19 protein-coding genes are annotated in these 24,279 nt (G+C 62.6%); 10 read left to right on the forward strand and 9 right to left on the reverse strand.

Going from position 1 to position 24,279, the window contains the following annotated elements; all coding sequences use genetic code 11:
• Nucleotides 1-469 precede the first annotated feature (469 nt).
• A complete protein-coding gene (locus tag BLW62_RS15475; RefSeq protein ID WP_090507946.1) occupies nt 470-1,039 on the forward strand; it encodes a DJ-1/PfpI family protein in 570 nt (189 codons plus the stop codon).
• Nucleotides 1,040-1,092: 53 nt separating this feature from the next.
• On the opposite strand, the gene BLW62_RS15480 is transcribed toward BLW62_RS15475, so the two are convergent.
• Nucleotides 1,093-2,898, reverse strand: a complete 1,806-nt coding sequence (locus BLW62_RS15480) for an excinuclease ABC subunit C (protein WP_090507947.1) — start codon at nt 2,896-2,898, stop codon at nt 1,093-1,095.
• A 151-nt stretch (nt 2,899-3,049) separates the two neighbouring features.
• The gene (locus BLW62_RS15485) at nt 3,050-3,967 is read right to left on the reverse strand and encodes a hypothetical protein (protein ID WP_175459769.1); all 918 of its coding nucleotides are present in this window, start codon (nt 3,965-3,967) and stop codon (nt 3,050-3,052) included.
• Nucleotides 3,968-4,084: 117 nt separating this feature from the next.
• On the opposite strand from BLW62_RS15485, the gene BLW62_RS15490 reads away from it, so the two are divergent.
• The 3 genes from BLW62_RS15490 (at nt 4,085) to BLW62_RS15500 (ending at nt 6,399) form a co-directional block, all read left to right on the forward strand.
• Nucleotides 4,085-4,354: a DUF7967 family protein gene (locus tag BLW62_RS15490; RefSeq protein WP_076583337.1), complete on the forward strand. Its 270-nt coding sequence runs from the start codon at nt 4,085-4,087 to the stop codon at nt 4,352-4,354.
• Nucleotides 4,355-4,486: 132 nt separating this feature from the next.
• Nucleotides 4,487-5,413: an ABC transporter ATP-binding protein gene (locus BLW62_RS15495; RefSeq protein WP_090507948.1), complete on the forward strand. Its 927-nt coding sequence runs from the start codon at nt 4,487-4,489 to the stop codon at nt 5,411-5,413.
• Nucleotides 5,410-6,399 carry an ABC transporter permease gene (locus BLW62_RS15500; protein WP_090507949.1) on the forward strand — a complete coding sequence of 330 codons (990 nt, stop codon included), beginning with the start codon at nt 5,410-5,412 and terminating at the stop codon, nt 6,397-6,399. The genes BLW62_RS15495 and BLW62_RS15500 overlap by 4 nt, the downstream gene beginning before the upstream one ends.
• Nucleotides 6,400-6,463: 64 nt before the next feature.
• Here BLW62_RS15500 and ligA read toward each other — a convergent pair whose 3' ends face one another.
• Entirely contained in the window at nt 6,464-8,599 is a 2,136-nt protein-coding gene (gene ligA, locus BLW62_RS15505) for an NAD-dependent DNA ligase LigA (protein ID WP_090507950.1), read from the reverse strand.
• Between the two features lie 105 nt (nt 8,600-8,704).
• Here ligA and BLW62_RS15510 point away from each other — a divergent pair, with 105 nt between their 5' ends.
• Entirely contained in the window at nt 8,705-9,502 is a 798-nt protein-coding gene (locus BLW62_RS15510) for a DUF8127 domain-containing protein (RefSeq protein WP_090507951.1), read from the forward strand.
• 56 nt (nt 9,503-9,558) lie between these two features.
• A complete protein-coding gene (gene rio1 / locus BLW62_RS15515) occupies nt 9,559-10,440 on the forward strand; it encodes a serine/threonine-protein kinase Rio1 (protein ID WP_090507952.1) in 882 nt (293 codons plus the stop codon).
• A gap of 27 nt (nt 10,441-10,467) precedes the next feature.
• On the opposite strand, the gene BLW62_RS15520 is transcribed toward rio1, so the two are convergent.
• The gene (locus BLW62_RS15520; protein WP_090507953.1) at nt 10,468-12,048 is read right to left on the reverse strand and encodes a bifunctional metallophosphatase/5'-nucleotidase; all 1,581 of its coding nucleotides are present in this window, start codon (nt 12,046-12,048) and stop codon (nt 10,468-10,470) included.
• Between the two features lie 235 nt (nt 12,049-12,283).
• Here BLW62_RS15520 and BLW62_RS15525 point away from each other — a divergent pair, with 235 nt between their 5' ends.
• Both BLW62_RS15525 and BLW62_RS15530 read left to right on the forward strand, forming a co-directional pair.
• The gene (locus tag BLW62_RS15525; RefSeq protein ID WP_090507954.1) at nt 12,284-12,787 is read left to right on the forward strand and encodes a metallophosphoesterase; all 504 of its coding nucleotides are present in this window, start codon (nt 12,284-12,286) and stop codon (nt 12,785-12,787) included.
• A gap of 102 nt (nt 12,788-12,889) precedes the next feature.
• The gene (locus tag BLW62_RS15530) at nt 12,890-13,447 is read left to right on the forward strand and encodes a KH domain-containing protein (protein ID WP_090507955.1); all 558 of its coding nucleotides are present in this window, start codon (nt 12,890-12,892) and stop codon (nt 13,445-13,447) included.
• On the opposite strand, the gene BLW62_RS15535 is transcribed toward BLW62_RS15530, so the two are convergent.
• Both BLW62_RS15535 and BLW62_RS15540 read right to left on the reverse strand, forming a co-directional pair.
• Nucleotides 13,426-14,703 carry an MFS transporter gene (locus tag BLW62_RS15535; protein WP_090507956.1) on the reverse strand — a complete coding sequence of 426 codons (1,278 nt, stop codon included), beginning with the start codon at nt 14,701-14,703 and terminating at the stop codon, nt 13,426-13,428. The genes BLW62_RS15530 and BLW62_RS15535 overlap by 22 nt on opposite strands.
• A gap of 147 nt (nt 14,704-14,850) precedes the next feature.
• The gene (locus BLW62_RS15540) at nt 14,851-16,365 is read right to left on the reverse strand and encodes a short-chain fatty acid transporter (RefSeq protein WP_175459770.1); all 1,515 of its coding nucleotides are present in this window, start codon (nt 16,363-16,365) and stop codon (nt 14,851-14,853) included.
• A 478-nt stretch (nt 16,366-16,843) separates the two neighbouring features.
• On the opposite strand from BLW62_RS15540, the gene thsA reads away from it, so the two are divergent.
• A complete protein-coding gene (thsA, locus tag BLW62_RS15545; RefSeq protein ID WP_090508114.1) occupies nt 16,844-18,502 on the forward strand; it encodes a thermosome subunit alpha in 1,659 nt (552 codons plus the stop codon).
• Nucleotides 18,503-19,005: 503 nt separating this feature from the next.
• Nucleotides 19,006-20,004: an ornithine cyclodeaminase family protein gene (locus tag BLW62_RS15550; RefSeq protein ID WP_090507957.1), complete on the forward strand. Its 999-nt coding sequence runs from the start codon at nt 19,006-19,008 to the stop codon at nt 20,002-20,004.
• An 18-nt stretch (nt 20,005-20,022) separates the two neighbouring features.
• On the opposite strand, the gene BLW62_RS15555 is transcribed toward BLW62_RS15550, so the two are convergent.
• The 3 genes from BLW62_RS15555 to BLW62_RS15565 all read right to left on the reverse strand — a co-directional run bounded on the left by BLW62_RS15555 (nt 20,023) and on the right by BLW62_RS15565 (nt 24,037).
• A complete protein-coding gene (locus BLW62_RS15555) occupies nt 20,023-20,838 on the reverse strand; it encodes a YqjF family protein (RefSeq protein WP_090507958.1) in 816 nt (271 codons plus the stop codon).
• A gap of 155 nt (nt 20,839-20,993) precedes the next feature.
• Nucleotides 20,994-21,779: a bacteriorhodopsin gene (locus BLW62_RS15560; protein ID WP_090507959.1), complete on the reverse strand. Its 786-nt coding sequence runs from the start codon at nt 21,777-21,779 to the stop codon at nt 20,994-20,996.
• On the reverse strand, nt 21,776-24,037 hold the full coding sequence (locus tag BLW62_RS15565; RefSeq protein WP_090507960.1) for a methyl-accepting chemotaxis protein: 2,262 nt from the start codon (nt 24,035-24,037) through the stop codon (nt 21,776-21,778). The genes BLW62_RS15560 and BLW62_RS15565 overlap by 4 nt, the downstream gene beginning before the upstream one ends.
• Between the last annotated feature and the right edge of the window lie 242 nt (nt 24,038-24,279).

Consider the following 24,279-nt stretch of genomic DNA (forward strand, 5'->3'; position numbering starts at 1 on the left):
CCATAGAAATGTAATCCCCAGATGAAGCGCAAGTAGATTTAAAAGTATATACACATACATCAGCTATACTGGGGAAGACGGCGGTGATACTGACTAATTCGAGAGTTGCTTGCTCGTGGACGAATGTGCGGGCAGTTCGATGGATACCGATGAAATAGCCGAGTACCGAGACCAACCGTCGACAATCAGACGAGTTCGAGCGGCTTTCAAGAACGAAACGTGACTCGAGCGACGGTTCGCGCGGGCTAAAGTGGCGAATCGGACGCTGTCGCGTATTTCGTCGATTAACGCCGGCCGAGTACAAACGTGTGTCGAATGTACCGGTTACAGCCCTCGAGAGAGCACAGTAGTAAGAGCAGGTGGCCATACCGAAGTGCCAGCGCACTCGATCGGGGAGATAGTGTAATCATTTCTAATCACGCTGGTCCGAAGACGAAATTGATACCTTCCCTCGTGGGAAGTGTCCTCTATGAACATTGCATTTTGTCTCTACGATGGCATGACGGCCCTCGATTTCGTCGGCGCGTACGACGCGATTACCCGCCTTGAGCGAATGGATCTCAGTCCGCTCGAGTGGGACGTCTGCGCCCCGACGGCGTCGGTGACGGGGACCCAACTCACGCTCGAGGTCGACCGCGTCGAGCCCGATCTAGGCGAGTACGACCTGGTCTTCCTGCCCGGTGGCTACGCGACCCGTGAGCTTCGACATGATGGGGACTTCCTCGAGTGGATTCGGACGGCTGCGGAGTGTGAGTACCTGACGTCCGTCTGTACCGGCTCACTGTTGCTCGGCGGTGCGGGCCTGTTGGAAGGAAAGCGAGCGACGACGCACCCCGGCGAGTTCGAGACGCTTGCCGAGTACGCGACCGTCGTCGAGCAACGAGTGGTGCAGGACGGAAACGTGATCACGGGCGGCGGCGTCGCGGCGAGCGTCGACCTCGGGCTGTATATCGTGGAAGAGCTCACGGACCGAGAGACACGGGAAACGGTCGCAGCGCAGATGGATTACCCCTACGGCGAGGCCGTCTTCGAACAATAGGCGATGACGCCGTCTGCAGATATCAGGAGGTGAATCCGTTTTCGAACGGCAGGTCAGAGCCGCGATTTGAGGGTCTCAGCCGTTTTCGTTCCGATTCCGGGAATACTCTCGAGGTCGTCCAGACTCGCCTCGCGAACGTTCTCGACGCTGCCGAAGCGTCCGAGTAGTCGCTTTCTGGTTTCGGGGCCGATGCCGGGCACGTCGTCGAGCACAGTCTTGACCTCGTCGCGCACGGTCTGGTGGTACTGGACGGCAAAGCGGTGGGACTCGTCGCGAACGCGCTGGAGCAGGTGCAGGTGGGGCGCGTCGCTGGGCCACGAGTACTCTCGGTCCGGCGTTACGACGCGTTCTTCGGCCTTCGCGAGGGCGATGGTCGGGACGTCCCATCCGACTTCCGAGAGCGCGTCTCTGGCGGCCTCGAGTTGGCCCTCGCCGCCGTCGATCACCAGCAGATCGGGATCCGGACGATCGTCTCGCCCCTCGACGGCGCGGCTGGCCCGCCACTCGAGGAGGGCGCGCATGTTGTCGTAGTCGTCGTTCTGGTCGGTCAGCTTCTTTCGGCGGTAGTGGGCTTTCTCTGCGCTTCCCTCGACGAAGGTGACGTTGCTGCCGACCGCCGCTTTCCCCTGGGCGTGGCTCACGTCGAAGCCCTCGATTCGCCGGGCAGCGTCGATCTCGAGTGCGTCGGCGAGCATCCCACACTCGTCGCGCCCGCCGACGTTTCGTCGGGCGTTCTTGAGCGCGAGTTCGACGAGTTTGGCCTCCCGACCCGCACCCGGGACGCGCACCGAGACGCCTTCGGCCTCGAGCCAGGCTTCGACTTCGCTGTCGCCGTGGCGTTCGGGCAAGAGGAGCGCGTCGGGTAGCTCTCGTTCCGCGTAGTACTGGACGATGAACGCGGCGAGCACGGCGGGAACGCCCCCCTCCGCAGCCCCGTCGGCCGTCCCGTCGTTCAGCTGTCCCGCGGTTTCAGCGCCCGGTGCCTCGAGCGTGTGGCGGTCTCTGTCGACCAGTTTGCCGGTTTCGGCGCGCAAGCGAGCGACGGTAGCGTCCTCGCCTTCGATGGCGACGCCGAGGACGTCGACGGCTCGCTCGTCGCTTCGCGTCTGGACCGCCTCGCCGCCCTCGCCGTGGAACGCTTCGACGGTCTCGAGTCGATCGCGGAGGTTCGCCGCGCGTTCGAAGTTCTGTTCCTCGGCAGCGGCCTCCATCTCGCGGCGCAACGGGTCCGCGAGAATTCCCGTCTCGCCCTCGAGGAAGCGTTCGACCAGACTCACGTCTTCCGCGTAGGACTCGAGGTCGATCTCTCGCGTACAGGGGGCCGTACAGAGGCCCATCTCGTAGTCGAGGCAGGGGCGATCCCGACCCGAGTACTTGTGATCCGAGCAGCCTCGAACGCCGTAGGTCTCTCTGAGCGCCTTCACGACGGTTTCGACCTGTCCCTTGTTCGTGTAGGGACCAAAGACGGTCGGCCCGCTCGCCGCAGCCGAACTCCCCGCTTCGCCGTCCGGGTCACGAGTGATCTCGATCCGCGGCGCGTCGTGAGCCGTCAGCTGCACCATCGGATACGATTTGTCGTCTTTGAGCCGGACGTTGTAGCGGGGCTGGTGGCGCTTGATGAGGTTCGCCTCGAGCAACAGCGCCTGCGTCTCGGTGTCGGTGACGGCGAGTTCGATTTCGTCGGCTCGCTCGATCATGCGCCGGATTCGGGCGCTCCGCGGGTCGGCGTAGGAGCGAACGCGACTGCGTAGGTCGACCGCCTTGCCGACGTAGAGCGTGGTCCCGTCGACTCGAAACTGGTAGACGCCGGGCTCACGTGGCAACGATTTCGCCCGCTCGCGTACCTCCTCGGCGTTCATCGGCGGCCCTAGTTCCTCAGTGGCTTTCAGCCTGACTCATCGGGGTCGGCCGCTGAGTTGCGTCCGCTTCTCCCCTCATCGCGGTCCCCAGGTCGGTTCTCGCGTTCGTTGGGTCGATTCGCTCGGTCGTCGAGTTCGTTCGTCGCTCGAGTCAGTTCGCCCGGTCGTCGCTCGAGTCGCGTCGGTCGTCGGGTGCGTCACCCTCCTCGAAATCTCCCCGCTCGTCGCTCCCTTCGGAGTCGGCGAGCGATTCGTCTTCTGATTTCGTTTGTGGGTCGCTCCCCATCGTCGTTTCACCCTCCGGATCGTCCAACAGGAGGGACTCCGATCCGGCTGTCTCGTCAGCGTCGTCGGTGGACGGATCCTCGTCGGACGCGACATCGTCAGCGCTCGCGTGCTCGTCGGCATCGCCCGTCGACTCGCGGGAACCGACAGCAGCTTCCGGAGGGGCGTCGTCCACACCGTCCGATCCGGGGCCGATCGCCTCGTGCAAGTCGACCGGTCGGTCGGCTTCGATGTCCGCGTCGGTGACCGGCAAGACGATGTCGTCGTCACCGGAGACGCGAAGGACGAGGTGGCGCGAGCGCGAGCGGATGTATCGGACGAAGAAGATCGCGCCGATCAGAGCCACCACGCCACCTGCTGCGAACACCGTCAGGTCGAAGACGGTGAGCAGTGTTTCGACGACATCGATCACACTGCCGGCGAGACCCGTTGAATCCCCAGGGTCGACGCCATCGACGGCGTCGGCGAGGTCGTACGTCGCTGCGAGCAGGAATAACCCGATCGCGAGAAACAGAACGATCGTTCCCCAGATGAGGTGTCCGAGTTCGCTTTCGTTTTCGACCGACACCCGCCCGACGTTCGGGCGGTCAACGTGCGTGTAGTTCGACCCGTTGCCGCCTTCCGTGAACACAAGCGCGCGCTCGTTCGTGACCACGATGGTCGCCGACTCGAGGTCGACGCGCTTTCGGACGCGCTCGCCATCGTAAAGCAACTCGTCGACGTGTTCGCTCCAAGTCCCGAGCATCAGTAGGTCGTCTTCGAAGTGTTCGTTCTCGAGTGGCAAGTAGCTCGCGGCGTCTCTCGTGCACGGCGAATGTACTATGGAAACTCACCACACAGCCAAGCGTTGCATCGAATCGGACACGGTACTTTCTCGAGTCTCGAGGCCGAAACGACCGCTATGAGTGATTCGACAGTCCGATGCTGGCTGGTCGAGCGGACGTTCGACGATCGGAATCTCGTGACGATCGTCTACGCGACGCCGGACGGATCGCGATACCAACAACGCGAACGGTCGGCGACGTCGCTTCGCACCGGTGCCCCCGTCACCGCAGCGACCTCGATTCCCGAGGACGAACTCGAGGGGGTTCCCGACGAGGAGACTCAGACGCGCTACGCGACGGAAGCCGAACGGGTCGCCGAGCAGTACGATCCAGACGACGAACTGTAACCGACGAAGAGACCGGACTCACTCCACCAATTGTACGAACGCGGGTCCAAAATTCGGTCTCATCGACGGACGTGTCACAGCAAGTATCAATGAGTGACAACGTTTATCGGCCAACGCCGAGAGCACACAGCCATGCCAGCGATCACAGTCGATGGCTTGAGCAAATCCTACGGTCGAACCCTCGCACTCGAGGACCTCTCGTTTCAGGTCGAAGAGGGCGAAGTCTTCGGGTTTCTGGGACCTAACGGAGCCGGCAAGTCGACGACGATCAACGTCATTCTGGACTTCATCCGCCCGACGAACGGGCAGGTCACGGTCCTCGGGATGGACGCACAGGCACACAGTCGCGACATCCGCGCGCGAACTGGCGTCCTCCCCGAAGGCGTCGAAACGTACGACCGCCTGACCGCGCGCCAACACCTCGAGTTCGCCATCGACTCGAAGGGGACGACGGACGATCCCGAAGCACTCCTCGAGCGCGTCGGCCTGCTCGATGCGATCGACAAGAAGGCCGGCGGCTACTCGAAAGGGATGTCACAGAGACTCATGCTCGCGATGGCACTCGTCGGCGAACCCGACCTCCTCATCTTGGACGAGCCGTCGACGGGGCTCGACCCCAACGGGGCCCGCGAAATGCGAGAAATCGTCCGCGAGGAGAACGCTCGCGGGGCGACCGTCTTCTTCTCGAGTCACATCATGGAGCAAGTCGAAGCGGTCTGTGACCGCGTCGGCATTCTCCGGAACGGCGAGATGGTCGCCGTCGACACCGTCGAAGGGCTTCGCGACTCCGCGGGCGGTGCGACGACGCTGCGAGTGACCGTCGACCGGATCGACGACGACGCGTTGCAGGCAGTTCAGTCACTCCCCGACGTCACCACCGCCACCGTCGACGGCCAGGACCCACCGGTGCTGGTCGCCCAGGTCGACGGCTCGAAGACCGCCGTCCTCGGTGAACTCGAAGATCGAGGCATCGAGGTTCGTGACTTCTCGACGCGGGAGGCCTCCCTCGAGGACGTCTTCCAGTCGTACACCACGGGTACGGAGGTGGAAGCGCAATGAGCACGGATACGGGAACCGGAACCGATACTGAAGCGGCGAGTTCGGGAAGTGGATCTCCCTCGAGTTCGATCAACCTCGAGAGCGTCCGCGCGATCGCGAAGAAGGACTTTCAGGATTCGGTCCGTTCGTGGATGTTCTGGGGCCTGAGCCTCTTTTTCTTCTTCCTCTTGGTCTCGGTAACGGGGGGAATCTCGTATTTCAACGAAGAGATCGCCGCTGAAGGGGTGACAACGGAGGTTCTGGTTCTGTACGTCAGTCAGATTACGCGACTCGCGATCCCGCTAATCGCGTTGCTCCTCGGCTGGAAGGCGATCGCCGGCGAGCGAGAGACGGGGAGCATCAAGATTCTGCTCTCGTTGCCACACTCCCGAAAAGACGTCTTGCTCGGCAAACTCATCGGACGGTCGGCGGTCCTCTCGCTGTCGCTCGTCGTCGGATTCGTCCTCGCGGCCGCCATCGTCGCAATCCTCCTCGGCGGCTTCGACATCGTCGACTACGGCAGCTTGTTGCTCATGGCGATCGTCTACGGCATCGCTTACACGAGCATCGCGGTCTCGCTCTCGTCGATCACTCGATCCACGACCGTCGCCGGAGCCGCAATGTTCGGCGTCTTCCTCACCTTCTACCTCGTCTGGAACATGATTCAGGAAGTGTTCCGAATGCTGATGAATCGAGGCACGATCGACGGCGTCACCTATACGGGAGAGGTGCCCGGCCCCGATGGAATGACCGAACAGACGATGGAGCGACTGCCCGACTGGGTCCTGTTCATCGACATGATCGATCCGGGGAACGCGTTCCAGAACGTGATTACCATGCTCAGTTCCGCCGGCGGCGACGAACTGGGCACGGCCTACCCATCGACCTGGTTCGCCGACGGCGTGCCGTTCTACCTCGAGAACTGGTTCTCGATCATCATCCTGCTCGCCTGGATCGTCGTGCCGACCGCCATCGCGCTCTATCGGTTCGATCGCGTCGATCTCTAAGAACGTAGCCACTATTTTCGCTCGTTGCTCGAACGCTTCGGTAGCGCTCTAACGCCTCGAGTCGCTATTCGAGAGCGATTCCGTACGCCGCTAATAGCTCGCGGAACTCGTCTTCGTCGACGATCGGGACGTCGTTCGCGTCGGCGTCGTCGCGTTTCGTCTGGCCGGGACTCTCGCCGACGACGAGGTAGTCCGTGTTCCCCGAAACGCTGCCCGTCGCGTTCGCGCCGTGGGCTTCGACCGTCTCCTGTGCCTCGCCGCGAGTGACCTCGGAGAGCGACCCCGTGAAGACGAACGTCAGATCCTCGAGTTCTGTGCCACCTGCGTCGGTGTCCGCCTCCTGTGGCGAGACGTGCTCGAGCAGGTCGTCTACGGCCTCGGCGTTCGCCTCGCTCGTGAAGAATTCGTGGATCTGTGTCGCGACGGTTTCGCCGACGTCGTCGACTCCCTCGAGTCGCTCCGGGTCGGTTTCAGCCGTCTCGCGAAACGCTTCGAACGTGGCGAACTCGCGGGCGAGTTCGCGGGCCGTCGTCGGGCCGACGTGGGGAATACCGAGCGCCGAACAGAAGTCGGCGAGGGGCGGCTCACGGGCGGCCTCGAGTTCCGAGCGTAGGTTCTGGGCACTCGTCTCACCCCACCCCTCGAGGTCGGTGAGGTCCTCGTGCTCGAGTTCGTAGAGGTCCGCGACGGATTCCAACAACTCGGCGTCGACGAGTTGACGAACGCTCTTCTCTCCGAGCCCCTCGAGGTCCAGCCCGTCGTCGCTCGCGTAGTACTCGATGGATCGACGGAGTTGGGCGTCACACGCTAAGCCGCCCGTACAGAAGGCCATCGGGCCGTCTCGTTCGACAGCGCTGTCACAGACGGGACAGTGCTCGGGGAACTCGTAGTGACCCTCGCTCCCCTTCTCGACGACTTCCTCGACGTAGGGGATCACGTCGCCCGCACGCTGCACGCGAACGGTATCTCCGACGTTGACGTTCTTCTCCGCGATCTCCTCGGGGTTGTGCAAACTCGCTCGAGAGACCGTCACTCCGCCCACGTCGACCGGCTCGAGCAAAGCGACGGGCGTGAGCCGACCAGTTCGGCCCACCTGAACGGCCACGTCGACGATCGGCGTCACTTCGGCGCGGGCGGGGAACTTGTAGGCGAACGCGTAGCGGTCGTGGCGGGCCGTTCGACCCAGTTCTTCGCGGGCCTCGCGGTCGTCGACCTTGATAACGGTGCCGTCGATCTCGTAGTTGAGGTCGTCGCGCAACTCGAGCATTCGGTCGCGGTAGTCGATGGCCTCGTCGATTGCGTCTCGCGGCTCGTCGCCGCTCGACTGATTCGCGGAACGTGGTTCCGCGCCCTCCGCAAATTCGACGTACTCAGTCACCCGCAGCCCCCACTCGGGGAAGCGCTCGAGTTCCGCGCTGTGGCTATCCTCGAGGTCGCTGGCCTCGAGCACGTCGAAGTAGAACACCTCGAGGGGCCGGTCGGCGACGATCGAGGGGTCGAGCTGACGGATCGTCCCAGCGGTCGCATTTCGGGGGTTCGCGAACGGCTCCTCGCCGCGTTCGATTCGCTCGCGATTGTGCGCCTGAAAGGCGTCCTTGGGCATGTACACCTCGCCGCGGACGGCGAGAAAGTCTGGATAGTCGCCGTGGAGCTGTTGGGGAACCGACCCGATCGTCCGGGCGTTTCGCGTCACGTCGTCGCCCTCGCGCCCGTCACCGCGGGTGACCGCCCGCTCGAGCGAGCCGTCCTCGTAGACGAATTCCATCGAGACGCCGTCGAACTTGGGTTCACAAACGTATTCGACGGATTCTACTTCCCGGCGAACGCGCTCGTCGAACTCCCGTACGTCCGCGGCCTCGCCGCTCTGGTCGATCGAGAGCATCGGCGCGACGTGTTCGACCGTCTCGAACGCCTCGATCGGTTCGCCCCCGACGCTTCTGGTCGGGCTGTCGGGATGGGAAAGGTCGAACGCGTCCTCGAGGTCCTGCAGCCGTGCGAAGAGGGTGTCGTAGGTTCGATCGGCGATAATCGGGTCGTTCTCCACGTAGTACCGGCGGTCGTGCTCGCGGATCGCCTCGCGCAACAGTTCGACCTGACGTTCGGCGTCGGCCGCCGAGAGTTCGTCGACCGGGTCGAACTCGGTCGGGGGATCTCTCACGTACGGGTTGGCTTCCTCCGCGCTCTCGTCGGCAGCAGGCATTGTACCACCGTTTCTACTCTCGCTCAAAAAGGGTTACCACCTCCTCGAGGTGCGGACAACAGATCAATCGGAAAACATATTACGCGACTCCCAAAACCCGATTCAATGCGATCCGCCCGGACCGTCTACCGAACATACCGCGTCCACCTCTTGCTCGGCCTCGGTGTCCCACTCTTGCTCGCGAGTGCCCTCTACGCGCCGGGTATCACGCTCACCGACGACTACTATCAGTACGACGCGATCGAGGTCGACCACGACGAGGACGGGTTGAGCACCGTACACGCTGAACGCGAGAGCGAGATCGATCCGCCAGAAGGAATCGACGGCGTTCTGTGTGGCGACTATCAAGACGGAAACGGACAACTCTGTTCGTTCGTGCACGCACTCGACGACGGCGCGGAGATCGAAACGGAGAGAATGGGCATCACCGAACCGACGGAGTACGGGTACAACTGGAACGAGTCGGAGTTCGTCGTACTCACTACCGACGAGGTCGACGACGAGACGGTGATGGCACTCGAGTCCGTCGACGCGGAAACCGTCTTCAACGACCTCGCAGTCGACGAGGCGCGACTGACCGACGACGAACGATCGGTCATCGAAGACGGGCAGGCGCGAACGACCGATCGACTGTCGGAGAATCAACTGCTCGAGTCCGACGACGAGTACTACCTGCTCGCACAGAACGACTCCTACAGCGGATCCCTCGCCGAACCCGACTGCGGAATCACCCTCGGGAGCGACGAATCGTTCTGCGAAGAACTGCGCCCGTGGCTCTGGCTCGAGTCCGGAGCGACGGTTCTCGGCTTCGTCCTCGGCGGCGGCCTCGTCGTCCAAGGCTACCGTCGCGCCGTCGGTCACGAGTTCGACCCGGAGCGCTGGCGAAAACTGAACGAAAAGTGACGCGTCGAGCGACCAGCCCCAGCACTTTACCCGTCAGGCCGCCTACGGTCGGATAGATGGGACAGGGAACGGATTCGGAGTTCGGACTGGTCGACCTCGATGAGGCAGAAACCCCCGGCGACGAGTGGGAGGAGATCGACATCTCGGAGACCGAGGCCGATCGGATCGCTCGTAAGCGTGACCGCGAGTTCGAGCAGTTCGAAGAGCGGATCAAGGACGCCGATCAGTTCAAAGTCGAGCAGTCGGTGTTCGACGACGCGACGCTGGCGGCGCTGTACAAACTCGTCCAAGACGGCTACGTCGAGGCCTTCGGCGGCCCGCTCTCGACGGGCAAGGAGGCCAACGTCTATCACGCCCTCGGCGACGACCGCGAGGTTGCCGTGAAGATCTACCGAATCAACGCCTCGAACTTCCGCCAGATGCGCGACTACCTCGAGGGCGACCCGCGCTTCGAGGGCCTCGGCGGCAAGAAGAAAGACGTCGTCCTCGCGTGGACGAAAAAGGAACTCGCGAACCTCGAGCGAGCGAGAAAGGCGGGCGTCCGGGTTCCGGAGCCACTCGCAACGGAGCGCAACGTCCTCGTCATGGAGTACATCGGGACCGACGACGGCCGCGCGAAGCGACTCGGCGAGGTCCACATCGAGAATCCCGAGACCGCCTACGGAGTCATGCGCGAGTACATGCGCCGACTCTACTCCGCCGGGATTATCCACGGCGACCTGAGCGAGTACAACGTCGTCTTCGACGAGGACGAAGGTCAACTCGTCGTCATCGACGTCGGCCAGGCCGTCACCGTCCACCACCCCAACAGCCGCGACTTCCTCGAGCGAGACTGCGAGAACGTCGCGAGTTTCTTCTCCCGACAGGGCGTCGACACCGACGCGGACGAGTTACTCGAGTTCGTCACGAGTCCCGAACCGGACCCCTCGCGAGACTAACGGCGAAAAACGACTCCTGCGACCGACTCAGACCGTCTCGATTCGTCCCTCGAGTTCGGGCGAGATCGTACCTTCGTCCTCGAGTCTGTTCATGGCGAGCGCCGAGATGACGGTGCCTTCGTCAGGCGGCACGATGACCTCGCCCTCCGTGAGCGACTCGTATCCGTCGCCACCCTCCATGAGGAAGTCGTTCGTTCCGAGTTCGTACGTCGCTTCGGGGTCGACGTCCTCGCCGCCGACCGTGATCTCCTCGACCCGCTCGCCCGCCTCGGCGTCGGCGTCGTAGGTGAACGACATTCCGCTGACCTGCGGAAATCGACCGTGCCCGTCTTCGACCGAACTCACACCGGTTTCGATGGCCTCCTCGAGGTTCTCGCCGGTGATCTCGATCTTCACCGTCTCGTTGGGGAACGGCAGAATGTCGACGACGACGCCGCGGGTCAAGTCGCCGGCGTCGTACAGTTCGTCGCTGCGGATGCCGCCGCCGTTTTGGATAGCGATCTCCGCGTCGACGTCCTCGCGAATCACGTCGGTCAGCCAGTTGCCGAGGTTCGACTCCTCGCTGCGGACGGTGTCGTTTCTGGCGTCTAACTCCTCCGTCGTCTCGCCGATGACCTCCTCGAGTTCGTCGTCGAGTTCGTCCTCGTACTCGAGGAGGCGGTCCTCGATTTCATCGTGGGGATCGACTTCGTCCGCGTCGACCAGTTCCTCGAGGTCGTGTTTCTCGAACGCATACTCCGAAATTTTGTCGCCCGCGATCTCGAGGTCGAGTTGGCCGACGTAGTCGAACTCGTCGCCGACGACCGAGATGATCGTCTCGTTCTCCTCGAGTGGCTCCTCCTCGACGAACGCCGCGTGGTCGCCCACGACGGCGTCGATGCCGTCGACTTCGGCGACGAGATCCTCGGCGACCGGACTCGAGAGGTGTGAAAGCAAGATGACGATGTCAGCTCCCTCCTCCTCGAGGTCAGCGACGACGTCCTCGGCTGCGGTCACCGGATCGATCACCTCGACATCGTCGCCGACGGACGTGATCTCCGGCGTGTCTTCGGGTGCGAGACCGGTGAAGCCGACGTCGACGCCGTCGATTGCTTCGACGACGTACCGGGCCGCGCCCTCCTCGCTGGCGAACGCCTCGCCCGTCTCGTCCTCGAGGACGTTGGCGCTCAGCCACGTGAACTCGCTGTCCGCGATGTTCTCGCGTAGGCTCTCCGGGCCGTTGTCGAACTCGTGGTTCCCGATGGCGTTGTGCGAGACCGGGCTCTCGTTGAGCACGCTCGTGATGTGTTCGCCCTCGAAGACGGAGGACTCGACGGACATGTGCAGGTCGTCGCCGTTGCCGACCGCGAACGCGTTCTCTGTGTCCTCGTACAGTTCCTCCATCAGGCCGAAGTAGTTCGCGACGTTCAGTGGCTCCTCGGACTCTCCGAGCAGGCCGTGAAAGTGCGTATCGTGGATGATTCGAAGACTCGTCGTCTCCTCGTCACCGTCGCCGTTTTCGTCGTCGGAACTCGCGTCCGAACAACCGGCGAGTGCGGCCACGCCAGCCACGCCCGCGTACTGTAGTACTCCTCGTCGGTCGATTTCGTTGGGTAACCCCTTCGACATAGCTCCACACTTCTATACAAGTTACATATAAGTGCGGGTTGGATCAAACGCTACCGAGACTCTCCCACGACCTGAAACAATTCGAACCCCCGGCTGTCGCCGGTGGAACGTCCGAATTCGAGGGGATCGCCGAACTCGAGGGGATGCTCGAGTATGGACGGGACGGCCACAGTCGACCGTCTCGACGAGCACCCTCTCCCGAACGCCTTTGGTGCTCGCAGTCGCGTCATCCATCATGAACATCGGAATCATCTCCGACACGCACGACAACGTCGAGGCAATCGAACGCGCGATCGAGATTTTCGAGGAGGAAGGCGTCGAAATCGTCCTCCACTGCGGGGATTTCGTCGCCCCCTTGATGCTCAACTACTTCGGCCAGTTCGAACTCCACGGCGTCCTCGGGAACAACGACGGCGACGCCGCCACCCTCCAGTCGGTCTTCGACGACCTCGGCGACGAGAGCGAACTCCACGGCCGATTCGCCAGCCTCGAGTTCGACGGCCTCTCGTTCGCGATGCTTCACGGCGAGCACAAAGACGAGGTCGAGGCGATTGCGGCCGGCGAGACGTTTGACTTCGTCTGTTACGGCCACCACCACGAACGCGAGTTGTCGGAGGAGGGGCGAACGACGGTCCTCAACCCCGGCGCGCACGTCCTCGCGAAGTCCGAGGCGGACCGAACGGTCGCCATCGTCGACACCCGCACGGAGTCAGTTCAGTTCCGATCCGTCCTCGAGTAAGGCCCTCGAACTCGAGTGGAAACGAAGGGGTTGCGTGGGGTGGGGACGTGGCACAGACGGGTGGACAAAGGTCTTAACCTCACCCAGCCAGTAGCGTGGAGTATGCAACACGTGAAGATTCCGCAGGACCGCATCGGCGTTCTCATCGGAGAGGGTGGCGAGACGATGCGTGAAATCGAGGCTGAAGCCGAGGTGCGACTCGATATCGACTCTGAGAACGGCTCCGTCGCGATCGAGACTGTCGGCGACCCCGTTCGCGGCCTCAAAGCGCCGGATATCGTTCGCGCAGTCGGTCGCGGCTTTGCACCCGACGCGGCGCTTCGCTTGCTCGACGACGATATGATGATGTTCGACATCGTCGACATCGACAGCGTTGCCCGAAACACGAACGATATGAAACGCAAGAAGGGCCGACTCATCGGCGAGGACGGGCGCACGCGAGAACTCATGGAAGAGCTGGGAGGTGCCGACGTCGTCATCTACGGCTCGACGCTCGGCATCATCGGCGCACCACAGGAGGTCGACGCCGTTCGAACCGCTGCCGAGATGCTCCTCGACGGTGCACCCCACGGGACCGTCTACTCCTTCTTAGAGGAGCGACACAACGAGATGAAACACCAGGGGATGCAGTACCACCGCTACCCTGGCGGCGAATCGTAGGCCGTCTCTAGCGTTCGACTCTGTGCGAGTCGGTCAGCGAGCACGATCAATCCTGCTCCGCCAACGGCGGCGATTCCGGCTGCGATGAAGACCGGATTATACGTCCCGATCGAATCGTACCCGAGTCCGGCGATATACGGTGCGATAAGGCCAGAAATGGCAAACGACCCGGAAATCAGGCCGAACACCGCGTTGATGTTTTCTCGACCGAACAGGTCCGCGGTCAACGGCGACAGCAGCGCTCCGTTCCCACCGTAGCCGATGCCATAGACGAACGCGAAGGCGAGGAGTGCCCAACTACTCGTCGCGAACGGCAGTGCAACCGTCGCGAGACCCATAACCGCCGAGCAGATTCCGAACACCGCCGTGCGGCCGACTGCGTCCGCGATGTGACCGATTCCGACTCGAGCGACGGCACTCGCGCCGCCGATGATCGCGATCACCATCGCGCCGACGGCCGCCGAAATCCCTAGGTCCGTCACGTGCACGACGATGTGCGAGAACACGACGTACAACGTGGTGTAGATGGCGACCCAGCCGACGAACAAGCAAAAGAACGACGGCGTGAACGCGATTCGCCGGACGGCCTCGAGTTGCTCACGTAAGCTCTCGTCGGTGGCCGGCGTCGGCTCGCCGACGAACTCGTCTTCCGGCGGCGTCACGTCGGCAGTGAGTGGATCGTCCCGGATTAAGACGGCCGCGACGAGCAGTAACGCGGTCGCGCCCGCGGCGAGGAGTACAAACGCCGTTCGCCAGCCCGTTTCTTCGATGAGCGCAGTCGACGCCGGCGCGACGAAGAGCATTCCCGCACCGAGGCCGGCGGAGGCGATACCGCCGGCGAGGCCGACGTGTCGATCGAACCAGCGCGGAACCGTCGCGTACGAGACGACGTACACTGCACACATGCCGAAACCGGTGATGACACCGTAGAAGAGAAACAGTGCGAGCAACGACTCGGCCTGACTGGTTCCGAGGAGTCCGACGCAGAGGAGTCCCGTTCCAGCCAGCAGAATCTGACGCGTTCCGTATCGATCGACGAGCGCACCGACGAGTACCGCGCCGATGTAGAGCGTGAACGTCTGGAGACCGAACGCGATCGACGTGACGCCTCGAGAGTGGCCGAACTCGGCGAGTATTCGCTCGAAGAACACGCCGAAGGAGTACGAGAGTCCGAAGACGACGAACGTTCCGATAAAACACGCGACGACGACGATCCAACCGTAATAGAACCCATCTTCGTCGCTCTCGCTAGGCATAGGTGTGAATGTCACGCAGTATTCTTAAAGGATCAGTTAGCGGTTAGGTGTGAGTCGAAACTGAGCGGTGACGAGACGATGCCAGCGAAAGAAGTGTTGTGAACGGCAACGGCGGTGCCGCCTCGGTCGACGGCAGTGTTCGAGTGATCAGTACGGGACGACGTACAGCGCGATCGCCAGGAACGGCGTCAGCAGGATCATCATCGTGATCGCGTAGCCGAACATATCACGTGCACGAAGTCCGGTGATCGCGAGCAGCGGAATCGCCCAGAACGGGTTCAGCAGGTTCGTGTGAGCGTCACCCACTCCGTAGGCGGCGATCGTCTGGCCGTGTGGAATGCCCAGTTCCGCACCTGCACTCATCATTGGCCCGCCGACGATGGTCCACTCGCCGCCCGCAGACGGCACGAACACGTTGAGGATACCGGCAGTGATCCAGGCGATGACCGGGAACGTCGCCGGCGTCGCGATCGACAGCAGGAACTCCGTCATCGTATCCACCAGCCCGGTCCCTTCCATGATCCCGATGATCCCCGCGTAGAACGGGAACTGCAGGATGATCCCGGAACTCGAGTGGACCGCGTCGTAGAACTCCTCGAGGTAGTCGATCGGACTCGTGTACAGGATGAGTCCGACCATAATGAATCCGAAGTTGAGCACGTTCAGATCCAGTGCGTCGAGTCCTTGCACGAAGAACGCTCGAACGAACAGCGCGACACCCGTCAGCGCGAGTACCCCGCCGATTACCTTGCTGTTGTTGATTTTGTCCGCCGGCGCTGACGACTCCTCTTCCGGACGCATGTCGCCCTCATTCGGCGATTCTTTGTCCGCGAGGTCAGCCTGCTGGCTCCCGCCATCAGCCGCTACGTCGGCATCCCCGTCAGCGTCCGCACTCGAGTCGTCCGAGGACTCCTCCTCGCCATCGTTCATCTCTTCGCGACTGAGGTACTGGCTCATCCCTCGTGCGTACTCCCCTGGTGGAGTGAGCAAGTAGAGACAGATCGACGCGTAAACGATGGCGAGAACGGTCAACATCAACGGGTACGGGTGGAAAACCCACTCCGTCGCCGGGATGACGGTGTCGACGACACCCTGTTCCATGAAGACGTTACCCTCCGTCGCCTGGAGCAGTCCCGCCGAACTGGACATCCCCCACCCCCAGGTGAGGCTCATGCCAAGGTAACCGGCGACGGCGACGAGCGGGTAGTGCAGTTGCATCCCGTTCTGTTCGGCGTACTTCCCCATCTCTCGAGCGAGAATCGCACCGAAGATGAGTCCGAGCCCCCAGGAGATCCACCCGACCATCATCGCGCCGACGCCGACCACGACGACGGCCTGTTTTCCGTTGTTGGGGAGCCGAACGATTCGGTCGATTACTCCCTTTACCCACGGATGGTACGCGACGACGAACGCGGTTACCAGAATCAACACCATCTGCATCGCGAAGTCGAGCAGATCCCAGAATCCGCCGTACCACGAGAGTGCGATTTCCGTCGCGCCTGCGCCCTCGGATAGGAAAGCGATCACCGCCGCGACGTACGTGAGCAGTATCGCGAACAGAAACGGACTCGGCATCCATCGTTCCACCCTGTCAGCGATCCCTTCCCCGAACCGTTGAACCGGGGTCATCTGTGCCTCTGAAGACTCCTGTATGTCAGACATACACTCACAAGATAAAAGCATTCATTATTATATAAGGTGAAAGCAGAAGAAATGTCCTATATACAATAGATTATATAGTATTCGTAGAGCCAGGATAGGCATGCGTCTATACCCACAGCTGACGGGGAACGAACGACAATGCGAACGCGTCCCGCAGTTATCGATCGGTTTTTTATAAATATAACTCCCACTGGACAAGTTCATAGCTCGGAGGAGTCGGCGCAATTGTCAGCAGTTGCTAATCGTGGTCTCAGATTCCACACCGCTGTCGGCGACTCGACAGCCCCAACTCGACCGGAGACGACTCGAGCGAGCACAAACGCACTGCTTGGGCAAGCACAAACGTAGTACACTGATTAGTGTTACCGAGCGGTTAGCGAGCGTGGGCGACCGCCAGAAGGGAGGCAAACGAAACCACACGTTACGAAAGCTTTTTATAGAACCCCAAACAATCCTTCGTCTGACTATGGCACAACAGATGGGCAACCAGCCTCTCATCGTTCTCTCGGAGGATAGCCAGCGGACGTCCGGCAAAGACGCACAGTCGATGAACGTACAGGCCGGCAAGGCCGTTGCCGAGTCCGTCCGGACCACACTCGGTCCGAAAGGAATGGACAAGATGCTTGTCGATTCCTCGGGCAACGTCATCGTCACGAACGACGGTGTCACCCTCCTCTCGGAGATGGAGATCGATCACCCAGCCGCCGACATGATCGTCGAAGTCGCCGAGACTCAGGAGGACGAGGTTGGCGACGGCACCACGAGCGCCGTCGTCATCTCCGGTGAACTCCTCAGCCAGGCCGAAGAACTCCTCGAGCAGGATATCCACGCGACCACGCTCGCACAGGGATACCGTCAGGCCGCCGAGGAAGCCACTGAAGCCCTCGAAGAGATCGCCATCGACGTCGACGAGGACGACACCGAAATCCTCGAGCAGATCGCCGCGACCGCGATGACGGGCAAGGGCGCGGAGAACGCCCGCGACCTCCTCTCGGAACTCGTCGTCGAGGCCGTCCAGTCGGTCGCCGACGGCGACGACATCGACACGGACAACATCAAAGTCGAGAAGGTCGTCGGCAGTTCCATCGACGAGTCCGAACTCGTCGAGGGTGTCATCGTCGACAAGGAGCGCGTCTCCGACAACATGCCGTACTTCGCGGAAGACGCCTCCGTCGCCATCGTCGACGGCGACCTCGAGATCAAAGAGACCGAAATCGACGCCGAAGTCAACGTCACCGACCCCGACCAACTCGAGCAGTTCTTAGAGCAAGAGGAGACCCAACTGCGCGAGATGGCCGAGCAGGTCGCAGACGCCGGTGCCGACGTCGTCTTCGTCGACGGCGGCATCGACGACATGGCCCAGCACTACCTCGCACAGGAGGGAATCATCGCCGTCCGCCGCGTCAAATCCAGCGACCAGAGTCAGCTGGCACGCGCGACCGGCGCGACGCCCGTCACCAGCGTCGACGACCTCAGCGAGGACGACCTCGGCTTCGCCGGTAGCGTCGCCCAGAAGGAGATCGCTGGCGATCAGCGCATCTTCGTCGAAGACGTCGACGACGCCAAGGCCGTCACCCTCATCCTCCGCGGTGGCACCGAGCACGTCATCGACGAGGTCGACCGCGCCATCGAGGACTCGCTGGGCGTCGTGCGCACGACCCTCGAGGACGGCAAAGTCCTCGCCGGCGGCGGTGCCCCAGAGGTCGACCTCTCGCTCGCACTTCGTGACTACGCAGACTCCGTCGGCGGCCGCGAGCAACTCGCCGTCGAAGCCTTCGCGGACGCACTCGAAGTCATCCCACGAACGCTCGCCGAGAACGCTGGCCTCGATCCCATCGACTCGCTCGTCGAACTGCGCGCCGACCACGACGGCGGCGACACGGCCTCCGGTCTCGACGCCTACACCGGCGACACGATCGACATGGGTGAGGAAGGCGTCTACGAGCCGCTTCGCGTGAAGACACAGGCCATCGAATCCGCAACCGAAGCTGCAGTCATGCTGCTTCGCATCGACGACGTCATCGCTGCCGGCGACCTCGCCGTCGCCGACGACGACGACGGCGAAGACATGCCACCAGGCGGTGGCATGGGCGGCGGTATGGGCGGTATGGGCGGTGGCATGGGCGGCATGATGTAAGGGAGGTTCGGAGGTCGTAGACCGAGAACCTCCGAACACGAGCGGGGAACGTAGTGACCCGCGATGTAAAACTAAATTTTGCTCTGCAGGCCGCCTTCGGCGGCCCTCGGCAAAATTTAGTATAAAAGCCTCCTCCGTCCGTTACGGGACGCAAAGCGTCCCTTCACATCAGTCGTCGGCCCGAGCGCGGCTCTGCCGCGCTCGGGGAACGGCTTCGTTCGGGTTCTCCGAACCGCTCACTCGCCGACAAACCGCTGTGGAGTGATTTACAGATCGCTGGCTGAGGGAGGTTCGTTCACTACCACTCGAGCACCCGTTCACGACTCGAGTCGGCCCAATACCGCTACGTTGGACCTGCAGATTCGTTATCGATCTTTCGTTCTCACTCGAGTTGGACCAAATTTAGACTCGAGACACGCGTTCGACACCAGTTTGTCACTCGCAGAACCCATTTGTCCGACCAATCAGGACGAATTAAGTAGGTTCCCGCAATATTCGCCACCATGAACACGCTTCTGCTGGATAGCGAGGACGTCGAGGAGTACGCACGCCTCGAGGACGTCATCGACGCCGTCGAGCAGGCCTTCGCGGCCTTCGAGCGCGGTGATACACAGATGCCTGCGAAGTCCTACATCGACTTGCCACAGTACAACGGCGACTTTCGGTCGATGCCGGCGTACCTCGAGACTGGGGAGTGGGACGCCGCCGGGTTGAAGTGGGTCAACGTCCACCCCGACAACCCGACGGATCACGACCTGCCGACCGTGCTGGGGACGATGATCTACTCAGATCCCGAGACGGCCTTCCCGCTCGCGGTGATGGACGGCACGACGCTGACGATGAAACGAACCGGCGCGGCGGCCGCCGTCGCCACCGACTACCTCGCCGTCGACGACGCCTCGAGTCTCGGCCTCGTCGGCGCTGGCGTTCAGTCCTACACGCAACTGCGAGCGATTACCGAAATTCGGGACATCTCGACGGTCGTCGTCTCCGATCCGGACGAAGCGCGTGTCGAACGATTCGTCGACACCTTCGAGGACCAATTTGACGTTCGAGCCGGCTCCATCGAAGACGCTGGCCACTGTGACGTTCTCTCGACAGTGACACCGGTCGAAGACCCGATCGTCGGCCTCGACGACATCGGCGAACGCACGCACGTCAACGCGATCGGTGCCGACGCCGAGGGAAAACACGAACTGAGCGACGACCTCCTGTCCGAGGCGGCGATCGTCATCGACGACCACGAACAGTGCACTCACTCCGGCGAGATCAACGTCCCCTACAGCGAGGGGGCGCTGACCGACAACGATCTTCACGGCGAGATCGGCGAAGTCGTCGTCGGCTCGAAGCCGGGTCGAACCGATGAGACCGGCGTCACCGTCTTCGATTCGACGGGGCTCGCGATTCAGGACGTCGCCGCCGCCCACGTCGTCTACGAGAATGCGAGCGAGGCGACGGACGGCCACCCATTCGACCTCGTCGGCGTCGGTTCCTCGACGTAACCGTTCTTCTCCCCTCACTCAGCGATCGCGAAGTCGTCGAGGAATCGATCCCGTCATCGGTAGTTCCTCACAGTAGTAAGCGACCGGCTCACCCGTCGGCTCCGGCAGTCCGTTCGCCTCGAGCATCGTGTTTTCTTCGATCGTCACGTGTGCGGGCTGTAACGGCCAGGGGTCGTGTGCGATTTCACCGGCCAACACGCCACCGGCTTCGGGGGCGTAGAACCGACGGCGCTCGACGAGCCAGTGTGCGAGCGAGCCCGGCTTTGGCTCGAACACGTCCCCCTCGGGCCGGTAGCTGGCCGAGAACCGAGCGGCGGTCGTTCGCTCGAACTGTGGACGAGCACCCGCTGCGAGTTGACTCCGCACGCTCGAGAACGCGACCGACTCCTCGGTCGCCCCGACTCGCATGTGCGCGTGAAAGACCGGGAGTCTGGTCGTGCGACCGACCACACCCGCGACGAGTGGCGTTCCAACGTCAATACTGAAGAAAAACAGCGCGGGGTCGCCGCGATATCGAACGTACGTCCGTACGTTGAGTTCGGCGACCGCCGTCCGAAGCGCGGGCGGCGTTCCACGAATCCCTGCGTTCGTGAGGACGAACGGCAGGACGCTCACCCAGGCCTCGCCATCGCGCGTCTCGAGTGTCAACTCGTCGGGGACGTGTGGACGCAACGCGTCGGGATCGACGGGCCAGTTGACGAACAATCCATTTCGCCACGTCATCGAGACGACGTGCGGTGTGATCGGTGACGATCCGTCTGCGAACGTCCATCGGAACGGGCTGGTTCGCTTCCGTGTCGGTCGTCGTGTCCGTATCTCTTCTTGATATGTCATCCTCGAGTGTGAACAGACGTGCTGTCAGCGACACTACGACGGGAACGAGCATAAAGAAGCCAGCTACCAGTCAGTTCTTGTGGCGGAGTTCGAGTAGACACGCGACCGAATCCGACCACTCGAGTCGAACGAGCGGATTCGGTCCGCTGTCCGCCTCAGTCGGCCGGTTCGATGTCGGGGTCGCTACCGGAGCCAATCTCGGTGTCCGTCGCACTCGAGTCCGAGAACGTGACGTCGGTGCCGTCGGAGTCCCCACCCGTTCTGGCGTCTCGCAGGTCGACCATCGCGTCCGTCGCCCGGAGGACGAGGATGCCAAATCCGATCCGCGTCGCGATGTCGAGGTACGCACCGACGAAGATGCCGCCGAAGGCGTCGAGCAAGCCAATTCCCTGCCGAGAGATGACGCCGATCACGAGGTAGCCGACCCAGAGCAACAACAACAGGTTGCGGAGCTTTCCGAAGAGCAATACCCGTTCGCCGCTCGTCTGGCCCGAACGTGCCGTTATCGGCCAGACGAGCGTGTAGATGAGCACTCCGAGGACGACGACTGTCAGTCCGTTCAGCACCAGCGCCTCCGGTGGCGTCTGGAAGACGCCGACGATCGTCACGCTGATCCACGCGAACACGAGAACGACGAGCGTGACGAGTTGTCGCCGACTCGCGCCGGCGATCATACCGGCGAGGACGACCATGATCGGCGTCGCGACGTAGTATTCGACGTACCGCGTCAACGCGACCGGCTCGCCGTCAGGCGTTGTAAACCGAAGCAACTCGAGTGACATCCCGAGGTACGCGAGCGAGAGCGTTCCACAGATGATCGGCACCGGCAGGTAGTACCGACGGAGGCCCGCCGGCTTGCGGGCGACCCACACGAGGAACGCGACCGTCGCGAGCGCCGTGATTGCCGCACCGATTCGGTACATCTCGAGTTCGGGAATCATCGGTCCTCACCTCCGGCGTCGGAAAAGACGAGGTGTGAACCGTCGTCGTCGCCTTCGTCTGCAGAAACGCTGAACTGGTCGACGGCGTCGGCGAGTTCCATTGCTCGGTCGTCGAGTCGAGTCGCTTCTGCGGAGACGTCGGTGATCGTCGCCGTCGTCTCTTCGGCCGCAGCAGCGACTTGCTGGGCCTGTGAGGTCGTCTCTGCGGCCACGCTCGCGACGTCTTGAACGATCGTCGCGAGCTCCTCGGTGGATGTCGCCTGTTCGTCCGTCGCCTGGTCGATTTCCTGAACACCCGCAGTCACCTGTTCGATCTCCAAGGCGATCCGATCGAGGCCGTCCGCGAGCGTTTCGACCTGGTGGGTCGCAGCGCCGATCGTTTCCTCGGTCGCCTCGATCTGTTCGACACTGGTCGTCGCCCGCTGTTGTACCGATTCGATCATTGCTTCGACGTCGTCGACTGCTTCTTGGGTCTGCTCTGCGAGTTCCTTGACCTCGTCTGCGACGGCCTGGAATCCCTCGCCGTCTCCCGACGCGCTCCCAGAGCGGGCGGATTCGATCGCCGCGTTCAACGCCAGCATGTTCGTCTGCGCCGCGATGTCGTCGATCAGTTCGACGACCTGTTGAATCTGCTCGGCCTCGCGCTCGAGGTCGTGAATCGTCGACGCGACGGTGTCAGTTCGCTCGCCGGCATCGTGCATCTCGTCGGTGAGCTCCGTCGCCGCCACCTGGCCGTCCGTCGCCAGGTCGTCGACCTGACTCGACTGGTCTGCGATCGTACTCGTCGCCGCGGCGACTTCCTCGACGGTCGCCGACAGCTCCTTGACTTCCGTCGTCGCCGTCTCGAGGTCCTCAGCCTGCGCGGAGGACCCGTCCGAAATTTCCTGAATCGACGCGCTGACTTCCTCGCTGGCTCGGCTAATCTCCTCGGAACTCGTCTGAACTTCGGTGCTCGTGTGCGCGACATCCTGGGAGATGCGCTCGACCTGGGCCACCGCCCGTTCGAGATCCGTAATCATCTCGTTGAACGAGTCGGCGATCTCGACCATCGCCTCGTGGTCCGTTTCGGCCTCGAGTCGCTGCTGAAGGTCCCCGCCAGCGCACGCGGACATCACGTCGCCAAAGCGCTGGGCTTCGGCCTCGAGTTCGCGGTTTCGCCGCGCGGTCTGGCGCTGGGCCTCGCGTGCGCGTTCGCGTTCGTCCTCGAGGTCTGCCATCGTCGTGTCGAGGTCGTCACGCATCGTGCCGAAGGAGTCATAGAGACTGCCGACCTCGTCGATCCGGTTCGTCTCGAGGTCGACTGTGAGGTTGCCATCACCCATCTGTTCGGCCTTGTCTGCGAGGCGGCGGAGTTTCAGCGAGAGGTTGCCGCCGAGGACGATGCCGACGAAGCCGAGGTTGATGACGAAGATGAACGCGAGCGTCGCAACGCTCGCCGTCGCGACGTTGTGCGCGCCGAAGACGTCCGCTTCAGCGCCGTAGGTCGTGAGCTGAAGGGGTGTGTCGCCGTCTGTGATGGTCGCCGTCGTGCCAGCGTACTCCTGAGTCGCGTCGTCGGGCATGCCAGTGGCGATATCGGCGTCGTCACCCGAGAGTGCGGCGAGCACGGTCTCGTCACCCACGTCGGCTTCGGTACCGGCCGTGAGGAGCACCTCGCCGTCTCCGTCGGTGACGACCGTTCGGTAGTCGTCGTTCGGTTCGATCACGGACTCGAGGCCACTCGCCGGTGCAGAGAGGGCGACGTATCGGTCCTCACCATCGTCCGCGGGGGCACTCACGACGTGTGAGAGGACGTCCTCGTCACTCGAGAGCGAGTCGTGTGGCGCAGTTGGTCCGTCCGTTTCGCCGTCGACGCTAATGGCGAAATCCTCGCCGGTCGCGTCGCTTGCACTGCTGGCGAGGACCTCGCCGTCGCCGTCGAGATAATGTAATTCGGTGATTCGATCGTCGCGATCGGTTTGCACGTCTGCAAAGCGGTCGTCTATCGCGTCAGTATCACCGTCGTCGACGCTCGCGTCCGCAGCGAGACCGTCGGCCGTCGCGGCGTTCGTCTCGAGCCACTCGTCCGCGACGTCGCTTCGATCCGCTGCGTGATCGGTGAACTGCTGTTCGGTCGTCGCGCCGACTGCGCCCGACGCGTGAGCGAAAAAGAGCGCGGAGACGAAAATCGTCAACACGGCTACCGCGACGAATATCACGCCGATTTTCACACTGTACGATCGTCTGAGTCGGTCTGGGGTGTAGTCCTCGAGTGCCATAGTGGTCCGTGGCCGTATCGATCAACCCGATACGGAAACGTATCATCTGTACTAGACAGTCACGATAAGTTAATGTATCGATTATCGTAAACGACCGCTGCATCGAGAGTCGCATTCGCGATTAGATGGGACCAATAAGAGAGATGAACGATCGGCACGTACCCAGAAATAGAACTCGAGAACCCCTCTCCGTCGAAGATAGTCGACCGTCGGTCAGAGACGGGACGCGTCGTCGCCGGGGT

This window comes from Natronorubrum sediminis (assembly GCF_900108095.1).
In the GTDB taxonomy this organism is placed as follows: domain Archaea; phylum Halobacteriota; class Halobacteria; order Halobacteriales; family Natrialbaceae; genus Natronorubrum; species Natronorubrum sediminis.